Origin of the sequence: Klebsiella sp. K5-45, assembly GCF_030128605.1 — a bacterium.
GTDB classification, from domain to species: domain Bacteria; phylum Pseudomonadota; class Gammaproteobacteria; order Enterobacterales; family Enterobacteriaceae; genus Klebsiella; species Klebsiella quasipneumoniae.
In genome coordinates this window covers 1-22371 of sequence record NZ_JAKUZW010000014.1, presented here as the reverse complement: position 1 = coordinate 22371, position 22371 = coordinate 1, and the positions used below count along the sequence as shown (strand labels likewise).

At 60.5% G+C, this 22371-nt stretch carries 20 protein-coding genes and 1 pseudogene; 13 read left to right on the top strand and 8 right to left on the bottom strand.

Features of this window, described 5'->3' with window-relative positions:
* The first annotated feature begins 185 nt into the window (after nucleotides 1-185).
* The 8 genes from eefA to MKS11_RS23380 all read left to right on the top strand — a co-directional run bounded on the left by eefA (nucleotide 186) and on the right by MKS11_RS23380 (nucleotide 10965).
* Complete coding sequence (gene eefA / locus MKS11_RS23415) at nucleotides 186-1310, top strand: multidrug efflux RND transporter periplasmic adaptor subunit EefA (RefSeq protein ID WP_017900176.1); 1125 nt, start codon at nucleotides 186-188, stop codon at nucleotides 1308-1310.
* Complete coding sequence (gene eefB, locus MKS11_RS23410) at nucleotides 1310-4417, top strand: multidrug efflux RND transporter permease subunit EefB (RefSeq protein ID WP_284109720.1); 3108 nt, start codon at nucleotides 1310-1312, stop codon at nucleotides 4415-4417. Before eefA ends, eefB begins: the two co-directional genes overlap by 1 nt.
* 3 nt (nucleotides 4418-4420) lie before the next feature.
* Nucleotides 4421-5785, top strand: a complete 1365-nt coding sequence (gene eefC, locus MKS11_RS23405) for a multidrug efflux RND transporter outer membrane subunit EefC (RefSeq protein WP_049093866.1) — start codon at nucleotides 4421-4423, stop codon at nucleotides 5783-5785.
* A gap of 45 nt (nucleotides 5786-5830) precedes the next feature.
* Entirely contained in the window at nucleotides 5831-6994 is a 1164-nt protein-coding gene (locus tag MKS11_RS23400) for a multidrug effflux MFS transporter (RefSeq protein WP_043522790.1), read from the top strand.
* A 162-nt stretch (nucleotides 6995-7156) separates the two neighbouring features.
* The gene (gene murQ, locus MKS11_RS23395) at nucleotides 7157-8059 is read left to right on the top strand and encodes an N-acetylmuramic acid 6-phosphate etherase (RefSeq protein ID WP_087771070.1); all 903 of its coding nucleotides are present in this window, start codon (nucleotides 7157-7159) and stop codon (nucleotides 8057-8059) included.
* A 24-nt stretch (nucleotides 8060-8083) separates the two neighbouring features.
* Nucleotides 8084-9514: a PTS N-acetylmuramic acid transporter subunit IIBC gene (murP, locus tag MKS11_RS23390; protein WP_284109718.1), complete on the top strand. Its 1431-nt coding sequence runs from the start codon at nucleotides 8084-8086 to the stop codon at nucleotides 9512-9514.
* Between the two features lie 151 nt (nucleotides 9515-9665).
* Complete coding sequence (locus MKS11_RS23385; RefSeq protein WP_004205129.1) at nucleotides 9666-10568, top strand: DMT family transporter; 903 nt, start codon at nucleotides 9666-9668, stop codon at nucleotides 10566-10568.
* A gap of 106 nt (nucleotides 10569-10674) precedes the next feature.
* On the top strand, nucleotides 10675-10965 hold the full coding sequence (locus MKS11_RS23380; protein WP_002923120.1) for a YicS family protein: 291 nt from the start codon (nucleotides 10675-10677) through the stop codon (nucleotides 10963-10965).
* Nucleotides 10966-10968: 3 nt separating this feature from the next.
* Here the strand turns inward: MKS11_RS23380 and MKS11_RS23375 are convergent, their stop codons facing one another.
* The 4 genes from MKS11_RS23375 to galB are packed head-to-tail and all read right to left on the bottom strand — an operon-like array spanning nucleotide 10969 to nucleotide 14375.
* Nucleotides 10969-11835, bottom strand: a complete 867-nt coding sequence (locus MKS11_RS23375) for an NAD(P)-dependent oxidoreductase (protein WP_284109723.1) — start codon at nucleotides 11833-11835, stop codon at nucleotides 10969-10971.
* 2 nt (nucleotides 11836-11837) lie between these two features.
* The gene (locus MKS11_RS23370; RefSeq protein ID WP_004205131.1) at nucleotides 11838-12923 is read right to left on the bottom strand and encodes a 4-oxalomesaconate tautomerase; all 1086 of its coding nucleotides are present in this window, start codon (nucleotides 12921-12923) and stop codon (nucleotides 11838-11840) included.
* Nucleotide 12924: 1 nt separating this feature from the next.
* Nucleotides 12925-13638: a 4-carboxy-4-hydroxy-2-oxoadipate aldolase/oxaloacetate decarboxylase gene (locus tag MKS11_RS23365; protein ID WP_017900182.1), complete on the bottom strand. Its 714-nt coding sequence runs from the start codon at nucleotides 13636-13638 to the stop codon at nucleotides 12925-12927.
* Complete coding sequence (galB, locus tag MKS11_RS23360; protein WP_004205133.1) at nucleotides 13635-14375, bottom strand: 4-oxalmesaconate hydratase; 741 nt, start codon at nucleotides 14373-14375, stop codon at nucleotides 13635-13637. Before galB ends, MKS11_RS23365 begins: the two co-directional genes overlap by 4 nt.
* Nucleotides 14376-14502: 127 nt before the next feature.
* On the opposite strand from galB, the gene MKS11_RS23355 reads away from it, so the two are divergent.
* Nucleotides 14503-15729 (top strand): LysR family transcriptional regulator, encoded by a 1227-nt coding sequence (locus MKS11_RS23355; RefSeq protein WP_017900183.1) that lies wholly within the window; start codon nucleotides 14503-14505, stop codon nucleotides 15727-15729.
* Here MKS11_RS23355 and MKS11_RS23350 read toward each other — a convergent pair.
* From MKS11_RS23350 to MKS11_RS23335, 4 genes are all read right to left on the bottom strand, one after another.
* On the bottom strand, nucleotides 15726-16988 hold the full coding sequence (locus MKS11_RS23350) for a gallate dioxygenase (protein WP_004205139.1): 1263 nt from the start codon (nucleotides 16986-16988) through the stop codon (nucleotides 15726-15728). The genes MKS11_RS23355 and MKS11_RS23350 overlap by 4 nt on opposite strands.
* A gap of 13 nt (nucleotides 16989-17001) precedes the next feature.
* The gene (locus tag MKS11_RS23345) at nucleotides 17002-18372 is read right to left on the bottom strand and encodes an aromatic acid/H+ symport family MFS transporter (RefSeq protein ID WP_284109717.1); all 1371 of its coding nucleotides are present in this window, start codon (nucleotides 18370-18372) and stop codon (nucleotides 17002-17004) included.
* A gap of 212 nt (nucleotides 18373-18584) precedes the next feature.
* Nucleotides 18585-19526: a LacI family DNA-binding transcriptional regulator gene (locus tag MKS11_RS23340; protein WP_004205142.1), complete on the bottom strand. Its 942-nt coding sequence runs from the start codon at nucleotides 19524-19526 to the stop codon at nucleotides 18585-18587.
* Nucleotides 19510-19827 (bottom strand): hypothetical protein, encoded by a 318-nt coding sequence (locus MKS11_RS23335; protein WP_284109716.1) that lies wholly within the window; start codon nucleotides 19825-19827, stop codon nucleotides 19510-19512. The genes MKS11_RS23340 and MKS11_RS23335 overlap by 17 nt, the downstream gene beginning before the upstream one ends.
* Here MKS11_RS23335 and MKS11_RS23330 point away from each other — a divergent pair.
* From MKS11_RS23330 to MKS11_RS23315, 4 genes and pseudogenes are all read left to right on the top strand, one after another.
* Entirely contained in the window at nucleotides 19820-20134 is a 315-nt protein-coding gene (locus MKS11_RS23330; protein WP_023291423.1) for a PTS sugar transporter subunit IIB, read from the top strand. The two genes, MKS11_RS23335 and MKS11_RS23330, sit on opposite strands and share 8 nt — an antisense overlap.
* 11 nt (nucleotides 20135-20145) lie before the next feature.
* Nucleotides 20146-21468 (top strand): PTS sugar transporter subunit IIC, encoded by a 1323-nt coding sequence (locus MKS11_RS23325; protein WP_004205144.1) that lies wholly within the window; start codon nucleotides 20146-20148, stop codon nucleotides 21466-21468.
* A gap of 98 nt (nucleotides 21469-21566) precedes the next feature.
* Entirely contained in the window at nucleotides 21567-21869 is a 303-nt protein-coding gene (locus MKS11_RS23320; RefSeq protein ID WP_004205145.1) for a PTS lactose/cellobiose transporter subunit IIA, read from the top strand.
* A gap of 144 nt (nucleotides 21870-22013) precedes the next feature.
* Nucleotides 22014-22371, top strand: a pseudogene (locus MKS11_RS23315) (carbohydrate porin); the annotation flags it as partial.

Below are 22371 nucleotides of genomic sequence, written 5' to 3'. Positions count from 1 at the left end.
GATGCGCTTTTCACCTCCTGAAGGCCGAAGAGGTTGGCTTCAGCGGAGACACAATAACAATCACGTTCAGGAACATCTGTGTTCCTTTTTTGTCATTTTCGCTTAGCCGAAAATGCCTCAGCGCCCAACCTATTCCCTCGTTTTTAAATAAACGGGGCGGACGTCTTATATCTTGAGAAAATATAATGAAATACATCATAGCTCCCATCGCGACAGCATTATTTCTCCTTAGCGGATGCGATAATGCGCAGACATCTGCCCCGCAGCAACCCACGCCGGAAGTGGGCGTGGTCACTCTGCAAAGCCAGCCGGTTCCGGTAGTCAGCCAGCTCACCGGCCGCACCACCGCCTCGCTCAGCGCCGAAGTACGCCCGCAGGTGGGCGGCATCATCCAGAAGCGCCTGTTTACCGAAGGCGATATGGTGAAGGCCGGGCAGGCCCTTTACCAGATCGATCCCTCCAGCTATCGCGCGACCTGGAACGAAGCGGCGGCGGCGCTGAAACAGGCCCAGGCGCTGGTAGTCTCCGACTGCCAGAAGGCTCAGCGCTACGCGTCGCTGGTCCGGGATAACGGCGTCTCCCGCCAGGATGCCGACGACGCCGCCTCCACCTGCGCCCAGGACAAGGCCAGCGTGGAATCGAAGAAAGCGGCGCTGGAGAGCGCGCGCATCAACCTGAACTGGACCACCGTCACCGCGCCGATTGCCGGGCGTATCGGCATCTCGTCGGTCACGCCGGGGGCGCTGGTCTCCGCCGATCAGGATACCGCGCTGGCGACGATCCGCGGGCTCGACACCATGTATGTCGATCTGACGCGATCCAGCGTCGATCTCCTGCGCTTACGCAAACAAAGCCTGGCCAGCAACAGCGACACCCTCAGCGTGACGTTAACCCTGGAAGATGGCAGCACCTATCCGGAAAAAGGGCGTCTGGCGCTCACCGAAGTCGCCGTCGATGAATCCACCGGCTCGGTAACCCTGCGCGCTATCTTCCCCAACCCGCAGCACGTCCTGTTGCCGGGGATGTTTGTTCGCGCGCGCATCGATGAAGGCATCATGAACGACGCGATCCTCGCCCCGCAGCAGGGGATTACCCGCGATGCCAAAGGCAACGCCACGGCGCTGGTGGTCGATGCCGACAACAAAGTTGCGCAGCGCGCCGTGGAAACCGGCGACACCTACGGCGATAAATGGCTGGTGCTGAGCGGCCTGAAAGCGGGCGACAAGCTGATCGTCGAAGGCACCGGTAAAGTGGCCCCTGGCCAGACGGTGAAGGCCGTTGCCGTCAACAATAACGGAGGCAACGCCTGATGTTCTCCCGTTTCTTCGTGCGTCGCCCGGTCTTTGCCTGGGTGATCGCCATTCTGATTATGCTCGCCGGCGTGCTGGCGATCCGCACCCTACCGGTGGGCCAGTATCCGGACGTCGCCCCGCCGGCGGTGAAAATCTCCGCCACCTATACCGGCGCTTCTGCCGAAACCCTGGAGAACAGCGTCACCCAGGTCATCGAGCAGCAGCTTACCGGCCTCGACCATCTGCTCTACTTCAGCTCTACCAGCAGCTCCGACGGCTCGGTCAGCATCACCGTCACCTTTGAGCAGGGGACCGACCCGGACACCGCCCAGGTGCAGTTGCAGAACAAAGTCCAGCAGGCGGAATCGCGGCTGCCGAGCGAAGTCCAGCAGTCCGGCGTGACGGTGGAAAAATCGCAGAGCAGCTTCCTGCTGATCCTCGCGGTGTATGACAAAACCGACCGCGCCACCAGCTCCGATATCTCCGACTGGCTGGTCAGCAACCTGCAGGATCCGCTGGCGCGCGTGGAGGGCGTCGGCAGCCTGCAGGTGTTCGGCGCCGAATACGCGATGCGCGTCTGGATGGATCCGACCAAACTCGCCTCCTACTCGCTGATGCCTTCCGACGTCCAGTCGGCGATTGAGGCGCAGAACGTGCAGATCTCCGCCGGTAAAATCGGCGCCCTGCCGTCGTCCAGCGCCCAGCAGCTGACCGCCACCGTACGCGCGCAGTCGCGGCTGCAAACCCCCGATCAGTTCAAAGCGATCATCGTGAAAAGCCAGGCCGACGGCTCGGTGGTGCGCCTGAGCGATGTCGCGCGGGTGGAGATGGGCAGCGAGGATTATACCGCTACCGCCAATCTGAACGGCCATCCGGCCGCCGGGATCGCGGTGATGATGGCCCCCGGCGCCAACGCGCTGGACACCGCGACCCTGGTGAAAAGCAAGATCGCCGAATTCCAGCGTCAGATGCCGCAGGGCTACGATATCGCCTATCCGAAGGACAGCACCGAGTTCATCAAAATCTCGGTCGAGGATGTGATTCAGACCCTGTTCGAAGCGATCATTCTCGTGGTCTGCGTGATGTATCTGTTCCTGCAGAACTTCCGCGCGACGCTCATTCCGGCGGTGGCGGTACCGGTGGTGCTGCTTGGCACCTTTGGGGTGCTGGCGCTGTTCGGCTACTCGATAAACACCCTGACGCTGTTCGCCATGGTGCTGGCGATCGGCCTGCTGGTGGATGACGCCATCGTGGTGGTGGAAAACGTCGAGCGCATAATGCGCGACGAAGGGCTGCCCGCCCGGGAAGCCACCGAAAAATCGATGGGCGAAATCTCCGGCGCGCTGGTGGCGATCGCCCTGGTGCTGTCGGCGGTCTTTCTGCCGATGGCCTTCTTCGGCGGCTCGACCGGGGTCATTTATCGCCAGTTCTCGGTGACCATTATCTCGGCGATGATGCTGTCGGTGGTGGTGGCCCTGACCCTCACCCCGGCGCTGTGCGGCGCGCTGCTCAGCCACTCCAGGCCTCATACCAAAGGGTTCTTCGGCGCGTTTAACCGCCTGTGGGGGCGTACGGAAGCGGGCTACCAGCGCCGCGTGCTCGGCGGCCTGCGCCGGGGTGCGGTGATGATGGGCGCTTACGTCCTGATTTGCGGGGCGATGGCGCTGGCGATGTGGAAACTGCCGGGCAGCTTCCTGCCGGTGGAGGACCAGGGCGAGATCATGGTCCAGTACACCCTGCCCGCCGGGGCCACTGCGGTGCGCACCGCCGAGGTGCGCCGCCAGGTAACCAACTGGTTCCTGACGAAAGAGAAAGCCAATACCAACGTCATTTTCACCGTCGACGGCTTCAGCTTTAGCGGCAGCGGTCAGAACGCCGGGATGGCCTTCGTGTCGCTGAACAACTGGTCGCAGCGCAAAGGCGACGACAATACCGCCCAGGCCATCGCCCTGCGCGCCAACAAAGAACTTGGGGCGATCCGCGACGCCACCCTGTTCGCCATGACGCCGCCATCGGTGGACGGCCTTGGGCAAAGTAACGGCTTCACTTTCGAGCTGATGGCCAGCGGCGGTACCGACCGCGACAGCCTGATGAAGCTGCGCAGTCAGCTACTGGCGGCGGCCAACCAGAGCGGCGAGCTGCAGTCGGTGCGCGCCAACGACCTGCCGCAGATGCCGCAGCTGCAGGTGGATATCGATAACAACAAAGCGGTCTCGCTGGGGCTGTCGCTGAGCGACGTGACCGATACGCTCTCCAGCGCCTGGGGCGGCACCTACGTGAATGACTTTATCGATCGCGGCCGGGTGAAGAAGGTCTATATCCAGGGCGAGAGCGACGCGCGCGCGGTGCCCTCCGACCTTGGCAAATGGTTCGTTCGCGGCAGCGATAACAGCATGACGCCGTTCTCCGCCTTCGCCACCACCCACTGGCAATACGGCCCGGAAAGCCTGGTGCGCTACAACGGCTCCGCCGCCTTTGAGATCCAGGGCGAAAACGCCGCCGGCTTCAGCTCCGGCGCGGCGATGGACAAGATGGAAAAGCTGGCCGACAGCCTGCCGGCGGGCTCCACCTGGGCGTGGAGCGGCATTTCGCTGCAGGAAAAGCTGGCCAGCGGCCAGGCGATGAGCCTGTACGCCATTTCGATTCTGGTGGTGTTCCTGTGCCTGGCGGCGCTGTATGAGAGCTGGTCGGTGCCGTTCTCGGTGATCATGGTCATCCCGCTCGGCCTGCTCGGCGCGGCGCTGGCGGCGACGCTGCGCGGCTTAAGCAACGACGTTTACTTCCAGGTGGCGCTGCTGACCACCATCGGCCTGTCGTCGAAGAACGCCATCCTGATCGTCGAGTTCGCTGAATCCGCCGTGGATGAGGGGTATTCGCTCTCCCGGGCGGCGATCCGCGCCGCGCAGACCCGTCTGCGCCCCATTGTCATGACCTCACTGGCGTTTATTGCCGGGGTGCTGCCGCTGGCCGTCGCCACCGGCGCCGGGGCCAACAGCCGCGTGGCGATCGGCACCGGCATCATCGGCGGCACCCTGACGGCCACCCTGCTGGCGGTGTTCTTTGTGCCGCTGTTCTTCGTGCTGGTGAAACGCTTCTTCACCCGCCAACGTCCTTCTCAGGAGTAAAGTATGTTTCGTTTGAGTTTTATGTTTATCGCGCTCCTGACCGCGGGCTGCGTCTCGCTTGACCCGCATTATGATCGCCCGGCCGCGCCGGTGCCGGCCACCCTGCCCGGGGCGCACGGCGAATCGACGGCGGTGGTCGGCGACTGGCAGAAAGTGGTCAATGACGCGCGGCTGAAAAAAGTGGTCAGTATCGCGCTGAACAGCAACCGCGATGTGCAAAAGGCGCTGGCCGATATCGAGGCCGCGCGCGCCCAGTACGGCGAGACGCGGGCGTCGCTGTTTCCCACTGTCGATGCCGAGCTGAGCCATAGCCGCAGCAAAACGGTGGCCAGCGGCCTGAGCTCATCTTCGCAGGCCGACGGCGCGGTCTCCAGCTTCGAGCTGGATCTGTTTGGCAAAAACCAGAGCCTGTCACGCGCGGCGCGCGAAACCTGGCTTGCCAGCGAATTCACCGCGCAGAATACCCGACTGACGATGATTGCCGATTTGACCACCGCCTGGGTGACGCTGGCGACGGATAACAGCAATCTGGCGCTGGCGCAGCAGACCATGGACAGCGCAGCAAACTCGCGCAACATCGTCGCCCGCCAGATGGCGGTGGGCACCGCCTCCGCCGGCGATTTAAGCTCGGCGGAAAGCGTCTATCAGCAGGCGCGCGCCAGCGTCGCCAGCTACCGCACGCTGGTGGCGCAGGATAAAAACGCCATTAACCTGCTGGCGGGGGAAACCGTGCCGGAGAGCCTGCTGCCCGGCACCCTCGAAAGTCTGGGGGATAACAGCATCGCCCTGGTGCCGGCGGGGGTGTCGTCGTCGGTGCTGCTGCGCCGGCCGGATATACAGGAAGCGGAGCACAACCTGAAGAGCGCCAATGCCGATATCGGCGCGGCGCGGGCGAATTTCTTCCCGTCGATTTCCCTGACCGCCAGCGCCGGGGTCGGCAGCGACTCGCTGTCGTCACTGTTCAGCCACGGGATGCAGGTGTGGTCGTTCGCCCCCTCCATCAGCCTGCCGCTGTTCACCGGCGGCAGCAACCTGGCGCAGTTGCGCTATGCGGAAGCGGAGAAAAAGGGGCTGATCGCCACCTACGAGAAATCGATTCAGAGCGCCTTTAAGGACGTTGCCGATGCGCTGGCCCGCCGGGAAACGCTGAGCGAAGAGCTCGATGCCCAGCGGCAGTACGTCGCCGCCGAGCAGACCTCGCTGGATATCGCCATGAAGAGCTATCAGGCCGGGGTCGGCGATTATCTGTCGGTGCTTACGGCCCAGCGCACGCTGTGGTCGGCGAAGACGACGCTGCTGTCCCTGCAGCAGACCGACCTCAATAACCGGATCACCCTCTGGCAGTCGCTGGGCGGCGGCGCCAGTTAATTTCACCCGCCGGGCGGCCGCGCCCGGCTTCTGTAAGGAATCGTTATGCCACGTGTTTCCCTCTCCTGGGCGCTGATCCTCGGCCTGCTGTCGGGCATCGGCCCGCTGTGCACTGATTTTTATCTGCCGGCGCTGCCGGAGATAACTCAGCAACTGCAGGCCACCAGCACCCAGACCCAGCTGTCGCTGACCGCCGCGCTGATTGGCCTCGGCCTGGGTCAGCTGTTTTTCGGCCCGCTGAGCGACCGCATTGGCCGCCTGAAACCCCTGGCGCTGTCCCTGCTGCTGTTTATCTTCTCTTCGGCGATGTGCGCCCTGACAAGGGATATCAACATGCTGATTGTCTGGCGTTTTTTACAGGGCTTCGCTGGCGCCGGCGGTTCGGTGCTGTCGCGCTCCATCGCCCGCGATAAATACCAGGGCACCCTGCTGACCCAGTTTTTCGCCCTGCTGATGACGGTGAACGGTATTGCGCCGGTTCTGTCACCGGTGCTGGGCGGCTACGTGATCACCGCCTTCGACTGGCGAATTCTCTTCTGGACGATGGCCGCCATTGGCGGCGCGCTGCTGGTGATGAGCCTGACTATCCTGCGGGAAACGCGCCCGGCCGCGGCAACCAATGCGACCCGCCAGCGGCCCGACCAGCCGGTGCTGAAGAATCGTCGTTTTCTACGCTTCTGCCTGATTCAGGCCTTTATGATGGCCGGACTGTTCTCCTACATCGGCTCCTCTTCCTTCGTGATGCAGAGCGAATACGGCATGAGCGCCATGCAGTTCAGCCTGCTGTTCGGTCTGAACGGTATCGGGCTGATTATCGCGGCGATGATCTTTTCCCGTCTGGCGCGCCGCTTCAGCGCCGAAAGCCTGCTGCGCGGCGGCCTGACGCTGGCGGTGAGCTGCGCGGCGATCATGCTGCTGTTTGCCTGGCTGCAGCTGCCGGTGCTGGCGCTGGTCGGCCTGTTCTTTACCGTGTCGCTGATGAGCGGCATCAGCACCGTCGCCGGCGCGGAGGCGATGAGCGCCGTTGACGCCGCGCAGTCCGGGACCGCGTCCGCGCTGATGGGCACCCTGATGTTTGTCTTCGGCGGCATCGCCGCGCCGCTGGCGGGCCTCGGTGGCGAAACGATGCTGAAAATGAGCCTCGCGATGGCGATCTGCTACCTGCTGGCGCTGCTAATGGGCCTCAGCCAGCCGCGAAGCGCGCGCTAAACGCCAGGTGCGGTAATAAAATATTCCATCTTTATTACCGCACTATTTCCCGCCATCTCTACCATTCTCGTATTATTCTCCGCGTACTAATCGTGATACTCTTCACATGCAAGGAATAAATAATTCCTTATACTGCGCACGACTGAGAATAACGAGGTTTCTATGAGTATCGACCTGAGCAAACTGCTGACCGAGCGACGCAACGCCAACAGCGCCAACATTGACACCCTTTCCACCCTTGAGATGCTGACGGTGATAAACCAGGAAGACCAGCAGGTGGCCCAGGCGATTACGCCCTATCTGCCGCAGATTGCCGAGGTGGTGGATAAGGTCGCGACGGCGCTGCAGGCCGGTGGCCGCTTGATTTATATCGGCGCTGGCACCTCAGGGCGTCTGGGGATCCTCGATGCCAGCGAATGCCCACCGACCTTCGGCACCCGCCCGGAGCAGGTGGTGGGGATCATCGCCGGCGGACATAAAGCGATTCTCAGCGCCGTGGAAAACGTGGAAGACAACAAAGCGCAGGGGGCGATGGATCTGCAGAACCTGAACTTCAGCCACCGCGATGTGCTGGTGGGGCTGGCGGCCAGCGGACGCACGCCGTACGTCATTGGCGCCATGGAGTATGCCCATCGCCAGAATGCCTTTGTCGCCATCGTCAGCTGTAACCCGCATGGCGAAATGGCCCAGCTGGCGGACGTCGCCATCACTCCGGTGGTCGGCCCGGAGGTGGTGACCGGCTCAACCCGCCTGAAAGCCGGCACTGCGCAGAAGCTGGTGCTGAACATGATCTCCACCGGGGCGATGATCCGCGTCGGCAAGGTCTACAGCAACCTGATGGTCGACGTCGAAGCGACCAACGCCAAGCTGATTGAGCGCCAGGTTTCCATCGTGATGGAGGCGACCGACTGCGATCGCCCCACCGCCCAGAATGCGCTGGAGGCCTGCGGCCGCCACTGTAAAACGGCGATCGTGATGGTGCTCGCAGACTTAAGCGCCGCAGAGGCGCAGTCGCTGCTGGCGAAAAACAACGGCTACATCCGCAAGGCGCTCAGCAACGCCTGAGCGCCGACAGACAGGTAACGGGCAATGGCAAAAATAACGAAAGAGATGATAGCGCGGATCCTCAGCCACGTGGGCGGCGCCGCAAACGTCGCGCAGGCGGGCAACTGCATGACGCGCCTGCGCTTGACCCTGCGCGATGAAGGGCTGGCCGACACCGCCGCCATCCGCCAGATTGACGGCGTGATGGGGGTGATCGTCAGCGACGAGCAGTTCCAGGTAGTGCTCGGCCCCGGCAAAGCGCAAACCGCCGCCGAGATGATGAACGGCCTGCTGGAGGAGGCCCCCGCCGCGCCGTCGCTGGCCGACGTCGCGGCGGAGAAAAAACAGGCGCTGAAGGGCAAGCAGACCAGCGCGGTGCAGAAGTTTCTCGCCAAATTCGCCACCATCTTTACGCCGCTAATCCCCGGCTTTATCGCCGTCGGGCTGCTGCTGGGCTTCGCCACCCTGGCGGAACAGGTTTTCGTGCTGGAGAACGCCCATCCGAACGCCAGCCTGGTGGCGCTGATTGGCTATATGAAGGTCTTCAGCAAAGGGATGTTCACCTTCCTGAGCATCCTGATTGGCTATAACGCTCAGAAGGCGTTCGGCGGCTCCGGGGTAAACGGCGCGATTATCGCCTCGCTGTTCGTGCTGGGCTACAACCCGGAGGCGACCAGCGGCGTCTACGCCGGGATCTCCACCTTCTTCGGCCATGGCATCGATCCGCGCGGCAATATCATCGGCGTACTGATCGCCGCCATCCTTGGCGCGTGGATTGAACGCCAGGTGCGGCGGGTAATGCCGGCCAACCTCGATATGATCCTCACCTCGGCGGTGACGCTGCTGATCATGGGCGCGGTGACCTTTACGGTGATCATGCCGATTGGCGGCTGGTTGTTTACCGGCATGTCGTGGTTGTTCCTGCATCTTAACGGCAATCCGTTTGGCTCGGCGGTGCTGGCCGGTCTGTTCCTGCTGGCGGTGATGTTCGGCGTCCATCAGGGGTTTGTCCCGGTCTATTTTGCGCTGGTGGATGCCCAGGGCTTTAACTCGCTGTTCCCGATCCTGGCGATGGCCGGGGCCGGGCAGGTGGGGGCGGCGCTGGCGCTGTTCTGGCGGGCGAAGCGCGATTCGCTGCTGCGAACCCAGATTAAGGGGGCGATTATTCCGGGCTTCCTCGGGATTGGCGAGCCGCTAATCTACGGCGTCACCTTGCCGCGGATGAAGCCGTTTGTTACCGCCTGCCTCGGCGGCGCCTGCGGCGGCTTCTTCGTCGGGCTGATCGCCTGGCTGGGGCTGCCGGTCGGCCTGAACACCGTATTCGGTCCGTCCGGGCTGGTGGCGCTGCCGCTGATGACCTCCGGCAGCGGGATTTACTCCGGGATGGCGGTTTACGCAGGCGGACTGGCGGTCACCTACCTGTGCGGCTTTGTGCTCACCTGGCTGTTCGGCAGTAAAAATGTCGATTTAAGCTAGAACGCGATTGTCGGGTCATGCCCGGCGGCGACTTCGCCTTCCCGGGCCTGCAAAATCGTTACCCCGCCGCGGCCAACTACCATTTCCTGCCCCGCCGCCCGGGCGGGCGCATGCTATGATTCCCCTTTGTCACATTTCACCAGAGGAAAAGATGGGCTCCAGCAAAAAAGGGATGCTGAACGTACTGATTGCCGCCGTGCTGTGGGGCAGTTCCGGGGTATGCGCGCAGTTTATTATGCAGGAAAGCCAGATGTCGTCGCCGTTTCTGACCATGACGCGTCTGCTGTTCGCCGGGCTGATCCTGCTGATGCTCGGCTTTGTTCACGGCGACCGCATTTTCCGCGTGCTGCAAAACCGCCGCGACGCCGTCAGCCTGCTGTTTTTCTCGCTGTTTGGCGCGTTAACCGTGCAGTTCACCTTTCTGATGACCATTGAAAAATCGAATGCCGCCACGGCCACGGTGCTGCAGTTCCTGTCCCCGACGATCATCGTCGCCTGGTTCGCCCTCGCCCGCAAAGCGCGCCCCACTCCGTTGGTGCTGGGGGCTATCTGCACCTCGCTGGCGGGCACCTTTCTGCTGGTAACCCACGGCAACCCGACGACGCTGTCGATTTCGCCGGCGGCGCTGTTCTGGGGGATCGCCTCGGCGTTTGCCGCCGCGTTTTATACCACCTATCCCTCGACGCTAATTGCCCGCTACGGGACGCTGCCGATCGTCGGCTGGAGCATGCTGTTCGGCGGTGCGATGCTGCTGCCGTTTTACGGCGGCCAGGGCACCGATTTTGTGGTGAACGGCAGCCTGCTGTTAGCTTTTTTCTACCTGGTGGTGATCGGTACTTCGCTGACATTCAGCCTTTATCTTAACGGCGCGCAGAAGATTGGCGGCGCCAAAGCCGGGATCCTCAGCTGCGCCGAACCGCTGAGCAGCGCCCTGCTGTCGCTCCTGCTTCTGGGGATCACCTTCACGCTGCCGGACTGGCTGGGCACTCTGCTGATCCTGGCGTCGGTGGTGCTGATCGCCATCGACTCACGGCGGCGGGTGAGAGCCGCCTGAGGCGATGATAACAAACGCCTTTTCAATAAGTTAAATTAACCGCTATTTGCGTGTTTTCCCGCCTGCGCATATAGTTGACGGAAGCGATTACGTAAGGAGAAGCCTGATGAAAGCATGTTGGATGGTATGCCTGGTCACCGCCCTGAGCGCCACGTCGGCGTGGGCCGAATCACCGCTGCAAAGCCTGCAGTTCGAGCAGCAAAAGCAGCAGGTGCTCAAAGCGGTGAAGGAAAAATGCGCGCCAGCAAGCCACCTCAGCGACAACGATTTTGCCAATAAAGTACTGGCGACCGACGGCAACAAGAACGCGGTCCGCGAAGCGACGCTGGCGAAAGAGCGCAATAACCAAAAAAGCTACCAGGCCGCAATCGACAAAATCGTCTGTCCGGCCAAATAGCGGTTATTTCAGCCTGGCGACCAGCGTTTTCCAGTCAAACGGCGTCAGCTGCCTGTAGCTCAGGCTACGGGCGGCCATCTGCTCCGGAAGCTGGCGCTGGCTTTTCGCGATCGCCTCGCTCATTATCCCGGCGCTCCCCACATCACGCAGGGTTTTCACCACCTCTTCCATCTCTTCGCTGCGCCGAACGCCATGTTCCGCCACCCGGCTGATCAGATAGTCGGGAAACGCGCCTGTCCAGCCCAGAGACGGTAAACTATGATGCAAGGAGCTAAGCACCTCCTCCTCGACGCCATATTCACGGGCCGCGAACAGGCATTCTGTGGTGAGCGCTTCAAGACCTTTGATCATCACGCTACGGCACATTTTTATCGCCGACACCTGGCCCACCGTACTGGCGCCATAGCGGGCATTCAGCCCCAGCCCCTGCAGACGCGGCGCGATCGCCTCCGCCTGCGGCCCGCCGATCAATAACGGTGTCTGCAATCGGGCCGGCGGCACCGGCGCCATCACCGCGACATCAATGTAGGCGCCGGGCAGAAAATGTTCAGCTGCCTGCCGTTTCGTTTCCGGCGCCACGGAGTTGAGATCGAGGAAATATTGCCCCGGCTGCAGCAGCGCGGCGGCCTGCTGCGCGACCTTTAACGCCTCGCCGGCGGTCACAGTAGAAAAAATCAGCGCGGCGCTCTCCAGCGCCTGCGCCAGCGAACTCCCCGCCTGAACGCGCGAATCACCGGCTTTCCTGACCATTGCCTCTCGCTCCGGGCCATTGAGCTTGCAATCCCATATGGTCACCGCATGCTCACGGGCCAGATCTGCCGCCAGAATGCCACCCGCCTCGCCAAAACCAATAAACGCGATTGTCGTCATCATTACTCCTCACGCGGCCAGACGCGGGCCGGAATAAAAACTTCGCCAGCAAACAGCAGTCGCGCCGTGCGTAACAGGCCGCAGCCTGTCAGGGCGCCGTCTGCGTCAAGCTGAAGCGTCACGCTAAATTCGCCTGTCGGATGCTCAACGCTGAGCAGCGGCGTAGCGCCTGGCGCGACCTGCGCCATGCCCTGCGCGACGGATCCAGGAAGCAGACAGGCGCTGGCCACGCTCACCGCGCCAAATACGCCGATCGACGCGTGGCAGCGGTGCGGGATAAAGGTGCGGCTGCTGATGGCGCCGCCGTGTCGCGGCTCGGCGATCAGGGTCATCTTGGGCACCGTGCGCTGGCTGACGTCGCCAAGCTGCATCAGCGGCCCGGCCTGCAGGCGAATCGACTCCAGGCGACGTTTAAGCGCGTCGTCATTATCCAGCTGTTCGCGTGTCTCATAGCCGGTGCAACCGAGGTCGCACGCGCGCAGCAGGATCACCGGCATTCCGTTATCGATGCAGGTCACCTCGACGCCGTCAAAACGGTCACGGACCCGGCCGGTCGGCAGCAGTGCCCCGCAGCTGGAGCCTGCCACATCAAGAAAATGGAGCAGGATCGGGCTGGCGCTGCCCGGCACGCCATCGATACGACTCTCGCCGACGTAGTCGACCCCGTCGGCATCGCAGGGGATCTCTGCCACCGCCAGTTGCCCCGTGTTCTCCATATAAATACGCACGCGAGTGAGCGGCGCATCGTGGCGAATCAGCCCACGCTCGATGGCGAAAGGGCCAACGGCGGCAAGAATATTGCCGCAGTTTTGGCCGTAGTCCACAGAGGCCCCCGTCACGTTCACCTGGGCAAACAGATAGTCCACATCGGCGTCAGGCCGTGCGGAGCGGCGGATAATCGCCACTTTACTGGTCAGCGGATCGGCGCCGCCGATCCCGTCAATTTGCCGGGGATCAGGCGAGCCCATCACCGCCAGCAGCACCGCATCACGTTGCACCGGATCGGCAGGCAGATCGTCAGCCAGAAAACAGGCCGCCTTCGAGGTGCCGCCGCGCATCCATAGACAGGGAATTCCGCGTTGCGCCATCTTACTCCTCCACCTCATCTGCGCTGTCGTAATACCGCAGCCCCTTTTCCGCCAGACGCTGGCGCATCGCGTAAATATCCAGCCCCAGCTCGCCATGGCGCATCCGCTCACGCTTCGCAAGCTCATTGCTCATGCGTGCTTCCGCTTTATCGAGCACATCACGCACCTGGGCGTGAGGCAGCACCACGACGCCATCGTCGTCGGCCACCACGACATCGCCCGGCTGCACAAGCTGGCCTGCGCAAATCACCGGGACGTTAACCGAGCCGAGGCTCTCTTTCACCGTTCCCTGGGCATAAACCTGACGGGACCAGACAGCGAATCCCATCTCCCGCAACGTTTGCGAATCGCGAATGCCGATATCGCCCACCAGACCGACCACACCGCGCGATTGGAGAGACGTCGCCAGCAGATCGCCGAAGAAGCCATCGCCGCACGGCGACGTCGGGGCCACCACCAGAATATCGCCGGCGCGGCACTGCTCGACCGCGACATGAAACATCCAGTTGTCGCCTGGCGTCACCAGTACCGTGACCGCGTTGCCCGCCCGGCTGACGCCCTGCTGAATCGGACGGATTGCCGGCCCCATCAGCCCCTGGCGTGCCCAGGCTTCATGGAGCGTCGCCACCCCGGCCGCCTCACAGCGGCGCAAAACCGCCTCGTCATGGCGCGGCAGATGGCGGATCACAAGGCCTTTTTTATTTAACAGCTTCATGCCAGGTTCTCCGTTACGCGGGGGAAGATGCTCTGGAAGGCTTCACCGTGAACGATATCACGCGCGGCCGTGATGCCGATGTTGCGTTTGGCCTGCACTCCGCGCTGCAGCGCCACGCGGGTGTAGTACTCCCACAAATGCTCCTGGCCCTGCATACACTGAATGGCCTGATACTTTTTCTCCCAGACAGTGGTGATGTCCAGCAGCACATCAGGCTTCCAGTTGCACTGCTCCGGCTGGTGCGGTTCGAAACAGTAAACCGGGGGAGCAGCGACAATTTTCTCGCCAGGGCGATAGCCTTCTGCCTGAGCGATAATCCGAGCCTCCTGAGCCAGGTGGGAGGCCAGCGGGTGATCGTAGTTATAGGGATCCTGCAGCGAGTGCGTCAGAACAAAGTGGGGCTGGATACGGCGATACACATCCGCCAGACGAAACAGCGTCTCTTTATCGGCGCGCAGCGGATAGTCGCCGATATCAAAGAATTCGACGCTGGCGCCCAGGATCTCGGCGGCGGCCTGCGCCTCTTCGCGACGGACTTGCTTCACCGCCTCCTCGGTCATGTTGCCTTTACGCCACAGTTTGGCGGACTCGCCGCGCTCGCCAAAGGACAAACAGACCACATGGACCTGATAGCCCTGCAGGGCATGCAGGGCTATCGCACCGCCCGCGCGCCAGACGAAATCGGCCGAGTGGGCGCTGACGACAAGGGCACTTTTTTCGCTAACCGGATGAGACATGATGGCTTCCTCTGTTGTTTTTTTCAGCTTGTCATGTCCCGCCGTTGGAAGGTAATTCGTTAACTTGCGAAGGCTATGATTTTTATTTATGTTGTCGACTCACTCACTATTTCAGGCCTGACGAATAATGCTGAAGAGAAAGCACGATAAAATCATAAATATCATGCAGCTGCGCTTTTTTTGTCAGGTCGCGCTGCGCGGAAGCGTCTCGCGTGCTGCCGATGACTTATTCCGCACGCAGTCAGCGATAACCCGGGCTATCCGCGACCTTGAAGCCGCGTTGAACGTCACGCTGTTCGAACGCCATTACAGCGGCATGGTGCCCACCGAGTATGGCAAGTGCATCCTGCCGCGCGCCCGGCGGGCGATTGACGACCTGCAGGCCATCCCGGCGCTGTTGCAGAAGCACCATACCCGCACCAGCGGCCCGCTGGCGGACGCCGGTTGGCTGTTCAATACCCGCCGGTTAGCCATTTTTATTCAGCTCTATCACGTCAACCATACCCAAACCGTCGCGCAACAGTTGGGGATCACCCAGCCGGCGGTCAGCGCCGCGCTGAAGGTCCTGGAGAAAGGGGCGGATTCGGCGCTGTTTCGCCGAACGCCAGAAGGGGTGCGTCCCACGCCTGCCGCAGAACTGCTCTATCCCCCGGTGAGCAGAGCGCTCAACGAGCTGGAAAACATCTGGAGCGATCTCGCCGCCCGTCGCGGGGTGCTGGAGGGCACCGTGCGCATTGGCGCCCTGCCGCTGAGTCGCACCCGGCTACTGCCCTCCGCCATCGCCGCCTTTCTGGCCCAGCACCCGGGTATTACCCTCATGACCAATGAAAGTCCGTATGAGTCGCTGGTCGCCGATATGCGCGCAGGTAATATCGATTTTATTATCGGCGCCCTGCGTCAGGATGAAGATCTCCCGGACCTCTGTAGCGAGGCGTTATTCGAAGAGGATATGCTGATTTTACTGCGTAATAACCACCCGCTGCTGCGCCATCCGGATCCGCGCAGCCAGCTGGCGACAGCGCAATGGGTGCTGCCGCGCGCCAACGCGCCGGCGCGCCATTTGCTGGATAAGGCGTTTGTCACCCTGGGGCTGCCGCTGCCCCAGCCGACGGTGGAGACCGGGGATGCGGCGATGGTGCGAGGATTGCTGCAGGACTCCGACATGCTGGCGGCGGTTTCCGCCAGCCAGATGCGTTTTGAAACTGACAATGGGTTGCTCAGCGTGTTGCCGGTCCCCCTGCCCGATACCACCCGGCGTATCGGGCTGACGTTTCGCGCCGGCAGCCTACCCTCCCCGGCGACGCAGGCGCTGTTGCGTTTTATTTATCAGCAGGTTCAGGACGGGACTGTTTAACGTTTACCCGCCACCGAATAGGTTACCTGTTGGTTGCGCGTTTGCTGAAACGCCTCCAGCGTCTGCCCGCGCATCGCGGCGTAAATATGCAGGTTGGATACGCCGACCACCGCGCCCATTTTCTCCAGCAGGAAGAAACTGGCGCCATACTGAATCAATCCCCGCCAGTCGCGTGCGTTGAGCAACTGCTGTTCCTCCTCACTCAGTCCGGCTTCGGCATAAAGCGACTGAGGCGACTGCAGAAAACGTTCGCGCCAGGCAGGCTCAATCAGCCGATGCAGGAAACGGTTAAGCCGCAAGCCATTCAGGCTGCGCTCGTGGGTAAAAGGATAGGTTCCCGGCAGTTTCTCCACCCCGGCCAGCTGCTGCGCCATATGCTGGCGATGGCGCGTCAGGGTATCGACGGGGGGCAGGCGCGCATTGTTCTCAAGGATCAGCGTAGCGATACCGGTCATCGACGGCAGGTAATAGTCGCGCCAGGTTTCGGTGACATTGGCTGATAGCGCGCCGCGCATCACCAGCCACATGATCACCTCAGACCCTTCCATTCCCCCCAGCTCGGCATATTCGCCAAGGGTCATTTCGGTAAGCTTTTCCGGGTCATTAACCAGCATGTCAACAAACTGGGCATCCCAGTCGGGATTATTAAATCCGCAGCGCTCGCCATGAACCTGATGCGAGAGCCCGCCGGTCGCGACAATCGCCACATTGATATCTTCCGGGAAGCTTTCAATTGCCCGGCGCAGCGCCTGGCCGAGTCGGTAACAACGGCGCGCGCTCGGTACCGGAAATTGCAGCACGCCGATCTGTAACGGGATCACCGCCGTCGGCCACCCCTGCGCTTCATCCCAGGGCAACAGCGCCGAAAGCGGCGAGAAAAGGCCGTGGTCGAGCTTTTTATCCATAAAGAACGACATATCAAACTCATCGGCCATCAGGCTGGCGCCAATGTGCCTTGAGAGCGCCGCATTGCCCTGGACCGGCGGCAGACAGCGTGGTCCGCCGCCTTCATCGGCAACGTCATATTGACTATCGATTCCCAGCGTAAATGTCGAATAGTGATCGAAGAAAAAGGCGGTAACATGGTCATTAAAGATGTACACCAGCGCATCCGGCTTTTTTTCCTCCAGCCAGCGCTGCAGCGGTTCGAAGCTCTGGAAGATCGGCGACCATGCCGGGTCCTGCTGTTTATGATGATCGACCGCGAAGCCGATAGTCGGGGTATGAGAGACGGCGATACCGCCGAGAATGTTAGCCATCAGATAACTCCACTTATCGGTGTTCCAGGGGGGATGACAAAGCGTCCAGTTCTGCCTCTGTGAGTCGAGGCTTAGCGTGATTCATACGGTGCAACAAAATACAGGTCCCCGCCAGGCAGGCCGGCAGCGCAAGCACCAAAAAGATCGACGAGTGTCCCGGCACGGCCAGCATCAGCATCCCGCCCAGCGTGGAGCTGAGAATAGCCCCGGTACGGCCGATACCATGCATCCAGCTGACGCCGGTAGCACGGATCTCGGTTTGATAATAGGCTGGCGAATAGGCCTGCAGACCGTTCTGCGCGCCGTTAATGCACATCCCGCTGATAAAAATCAGCACCGACAGCGCCGCCGATCCGAAATCCATCAACCCCTGGGACAACAGGCACAGGCAGCCAAGGAAATAGGTTGCCGCAATCACCGCTTTCGCCGAAGCACGATCCATCAGCATACCGACAAGGATGCCGCCCAGCGGGCCGCCGAGCTGGAACAAGCCGGTCATCATCGCCGCCTGCTGCAGCGACAGCCCGCCGGAGCGGAGAATGGTTGGCAGCCAGCCGTTCAGCAGATATATCACGAACAGCCCCATAAAATAGGTCAGCCACAGCGCTATCGTGCCGCGGGCATAGCCATGCCGAAACAGCTGCGCCACTTTACTGCTCCGCGTGATGGGCGGCGCATTCAGCTGGAAGATGGTGTCAGCCGTAAACTGGCCTCCAAGCCGGTTAAGCGCCCTGGCGATCTGCTCGCCCGGTAGTCGGCGCGCCACCATGCTCATCGCCGACTCCGGCAACATCACGATCATAAAGGGAAGCACCACGAGCGGCAGCACGCCGCCAAAAATCAGCGCCGAGTGCCAGCTGTAATGCGATAACAACCCGGCAGCGATAAAGCCGCCGAGACCGGAACCCACGTTGAATCCGCTGTACATCAGGGTGATCATCACCCCTTTACGCCGCTCCGGCATATATTCCGCCACCAGCGTGACGCAATTGGGCATCACGGCGCCAAGTCCGAGACCGGTGAGAAAGCGCAGCAGCGCCAGCTGCGACGGGCTTTGCGCCACGGCGCCGGCCAGGCTGAACAGCGCAAACAGCGCCACCGACCAGAGTAAAATGCGTTTTCGGCCGTAGCGGTCAGAAAGCGGGCCCGCCACCAGCGCGCCAATGGCGACGCCGAACATAGCCGCCCCGAGAATCGGCCCCATTTCAGCCCGGCTGATGCCCCAGTCCTCGATGAGCGCCGGGGCGACAAAGCCCATCACCGCAGCGTCATACCCATCCAGCATAATGATGATGAAACAGAGCAGCAGCACGTTCCATTGAAAGCGCGAGACCGGGCGGGCATCTATCCACGCTTTCACATCGACAACGTTCATGTGATTCATAGGGTGACTTCCTCAAGCAGGCGGTACGAATGTTCTGGTTAGTGTTTTTTTGAGTGGAACTTTCGTACTCAACTTAAGGCAGGTCACGCAGGCTGTCCGGTTCGAAAACCCGGCGACAGATATGAGTTTTATTTATAATGTGAGGGATACGACAAAAAACAGCCAATAAAAAACCCGCAGCCAACGGCGGCGGGTCAGGGCAAGAGCGACGATCAGTGCTTTGGAATAATTAAATCGCCGCGCAGCGGGCTGCCGCCCGGGTTGTCCGTTTTCTCGGTCAGCCAGTTGACGATCCGCGACGCCATCGCGTCCATGGAATATTCAATCGCCGGGATAGTCGGGATTCCGGGCAGCTGTAACGATCCGGCGAGGCTAAACACCATCACATTTTGCGGAACGGCGCGGTTAAACGCCTGCAGCTGCGGCACCACGCGCTGCGCCTGCAGCTCATCGCTCACCAGCAGCGCGTTAAAGTTCAGCGTCGTGGCGTTATTGACCAGCTCCTGCACCGCCACCGACGGCGAGGTGTTATCCAGAAACACCAGATTGCGATTAAACGGCAAAAAGTTTTTTTCCAGCGCGTGCTTGTAGCCCAGCAGCACCTGATCGGCAAAGCCGCTGCTCTGCGGATGGATCAGCGCAATCTGCCTTCTGCCCTGGCTTATCAGATAGTGGCAGGCGGTTTCGGCGGCGAAGGCGTGATCGAACTGAATGCTGTTTTCGCCCTCGCTGTCGAGGCAGTCCACCAACACCACGTCCGGGCGGTTAATATTCAGAGGAAAACGCGCGCCGATGATCAGCACGTTATCGCACAGCCCGCAGGTTAACTCCTCCAGCGAGTTCATCACGCCGCTGCTGGTGTTGGCGAAGCGCAGCAGCAGGTGCTTCTGGTGCTGGCTGAGCTGTTTTTCCAAGGCGTAGAGATAGCTGGTGGTTTGGTTGATATTGTCCTGGGCGCAGATGACGCCGATGCAGCCGGTGGACTGGCTAAGCAACGACTGGGCTATCATGTTTGGCCGGTAATTGAGCGCTTCCGCCGCCTGCAGCACCGCCTGACGACTGGCTTCCTTCACGCCACGTGAGCCGCTCAACACTCGCGACACCGTGGCTTTAGAAACCCCGGCAAGTCGTGAAACATCATTGATTGTCGACATCATTTTCCCCTGCGCGGGCGCCGCGTCCCGCCAAAATCCTGTAAACCTGAATCGCTTCAATTATGACCAGTGCAGTATATCCATTTCGCCATTTGTTTGGAAACCGATTTTCCATTTCAGCGCAAAACATCGCCAAATCGACAGAATAATGTGAGCCAAATCCAATAAATCCGCCCCATAAGCAGGAGATCTTGACCACTATCACAGTTCTGCTTTTTATAAATGGAAACCGGTTTCCGCCTGATATCAAATCATCCACGCAATAACTTTTTACATTTTGAGGATGGTCGTCGATGTACAAGATTATGCTGTGCTGCTCTGCCGGAATGTCCACCAGTCTGCTGGTCAGAAAGATGGTGGAGGCGGCGAATGAACGTGATCTGCCGGTGCAGATTGACGCCTATGGCGTTTCCGAATTTGACATCCAGTTTCCGCAGTATCAGGTGGTGTTGCTAGGCCCCCAGGTGAAATACATGTTGAAAACCCTGTCTGACAAAGCGGCTTCCCTGAACATTCCCGTTCAGCCCATCGATACGATGGACTACGGTATGCAGCGGGGAGACAACGTCCTGAATTATGCTCTGTCGCTGATCCCAGCGGCGCACTGAGAGGTGTTGAAATGAGTTCTCTGTATCAGTCCATGATTGCCGTGATCGAGCAATCTATTACTCCGCTGGCAGGACGCCTTGGGCAGCAGAAATATGTTATCGCTATCCGCGATGGCTTCACTGCCGCATTGCCGTTTATGATCATCGGCTCTTTCATGCTGGTATTTATCTTTCCGCCGTTTTCACCCGAGACCACCAACGGCTTTGCCCGCGGCTGGCTCGATTTCTCCCAGCACTACCGCGAACAGCTGATGCTGCCGTTTAACCTCAGCATGGGCGTAATGACCTTCTTTATCTCGGTCGGCATTGGCGCCAGCCTCGGTCGTCAGTTTCAGCTGGATCCGGTGATGTCCGGTCTGCTGGCGTTTATGGCCTTCCTGCTGGTCGCCGCGCCCTATGCCGATGGAAAAATTTCCACTCAGTATCTGTCCGGACAGGGCATTTTTACCGCCCTCATCACCGCCATCTACTCCACCCGCGTCTACGCGTGGCTGAAGCAAAACAACATCACCATTCGACTGCCGAAAGAGGTACCGACCGGCGTCGCTCGTTCGTTTGAAATCCTTATCCCGGTGCTGGTGGTGATTGGTACTTTGCATCCGCTGAACCTGTTTATCGAAGCGCAGACCGGGATGATCCTGCCGCAGGCGATCATGCATCTGCTGGAGCCGCTGGTTTCCGCCTCCGACTCGCTGCCGGCGATTTTGCTCTCCGTCCTGATGTGCCAGATTTTCTGGTTCGCTGGGATCCACGGCTCGCTGATTGTCACCGGCATTATGAACCCGTTCTGGATGGCTAACCTCTCGGCAAACCAGGCGGCGCTGGCGGCCGGCACGGTGTTGCCGCACGTCTATCTGCAGGGCTTCTGGGATCACTATCTGCTGATTGGCGGCGTCGGTTCGACCCTACCGCTGGCCTTCCTGCTGCTGCGTAGTCGGGCCACGCATCTGCGCACCATCGGCAAGATGGGTATCGTGCCGAGCTTCTTTAATATCAACGAGCCGATCCTGTTCGGGGCGCCTATCATCATGAACCCGATGATGTTTATCCCCTTCGTCTGCGTACCGATGGTCAACGCGGTGCTGGCTTACGGAGCGACGCGTCTTGGCTGGCTGAGCCAGGTGGTGTCCCTCACTCCGTGGACCACGCCGGCACCGATTGGCGCCTCGTGGGCGGCCAACTGGACGCTGAGCCCGGTAGTGATGTGCCTTATCTGCATGGTGATGTCGGCGGTCATTTACCTGCCGTTCCTGCGCGCCTATGAACGTTCCTTAATGAAAACCGAAGTTGAGAAAACCAAAAATAGCGTTCCGGTGGCAGAAACCGTTAGCTAATTCCTCTCCGCCCCGGAGAGATAATATGATGGCAGCGTAATAATGCAGAAAAAGGACTTTCACTGCATTATTAAATAATAAAGACCTCAGGAATACACATGATTGAATTAGAAGATGCGGTAATGGAAATTATCGTTAATGCGGGACAGTCACGCTCATTATGTTTTGAAGCGCTACATGCGGCCCGAACCGGAAATATCGACGAAGCGCGTTTACTGTTAAATGAAGCCGACGGTTACGCCCGTCGGGCGCATCAGATGCAGACCCAGCTCATCGAGCAGGATGCCGGTGAAGCGCGTCAGCCTATGACGCTGATTATGGTACATGCCCAGGATCATCTGATGAATTCGCTGCTGGCCCGCGAGTTCTCAGAAGAATTAATCCATCTGTACCAGCGTTAATTAATATGGAATAACGCCTGCGAGAATATTATTCTCCGGCGTCGTTATACCCTAAAAAACAAATCAGCTTATTTTGGCTATATATTTTAGCCAGAATGGGATGGTTATTATCTGAAATATATTAATTATTAAAGCGAGATAACCATGAATACTGTGAAAAAACTGCCTTTAGCCATGGCGGTTGTCGCCGCGCTGTGCCCAATTTCCGTAATGGCGCAAGAATTTACTCAGGAACAGATCGACGCCATCGTCGCCAAAGCCGTTGATAAAGCGCTGGCCGAACGCCAGGCGAAAATCGACGCCGCGGCCGACAAAAAGGTCGACGTGATCACCAACCCGCAGACCACCGCCGCCTCGCCGGATATGGCCATTCCGTTCGGCCTCAAGTTCAGCGGCTACGCCCGCTATGGCGCCCACTTCCAGACCGGCGACCAGAAATATGTCGGCGTCGACGGCTCCTATAACGGCGCCTCGGCGATCGGCCGCCTGGGCAACGAAAGCA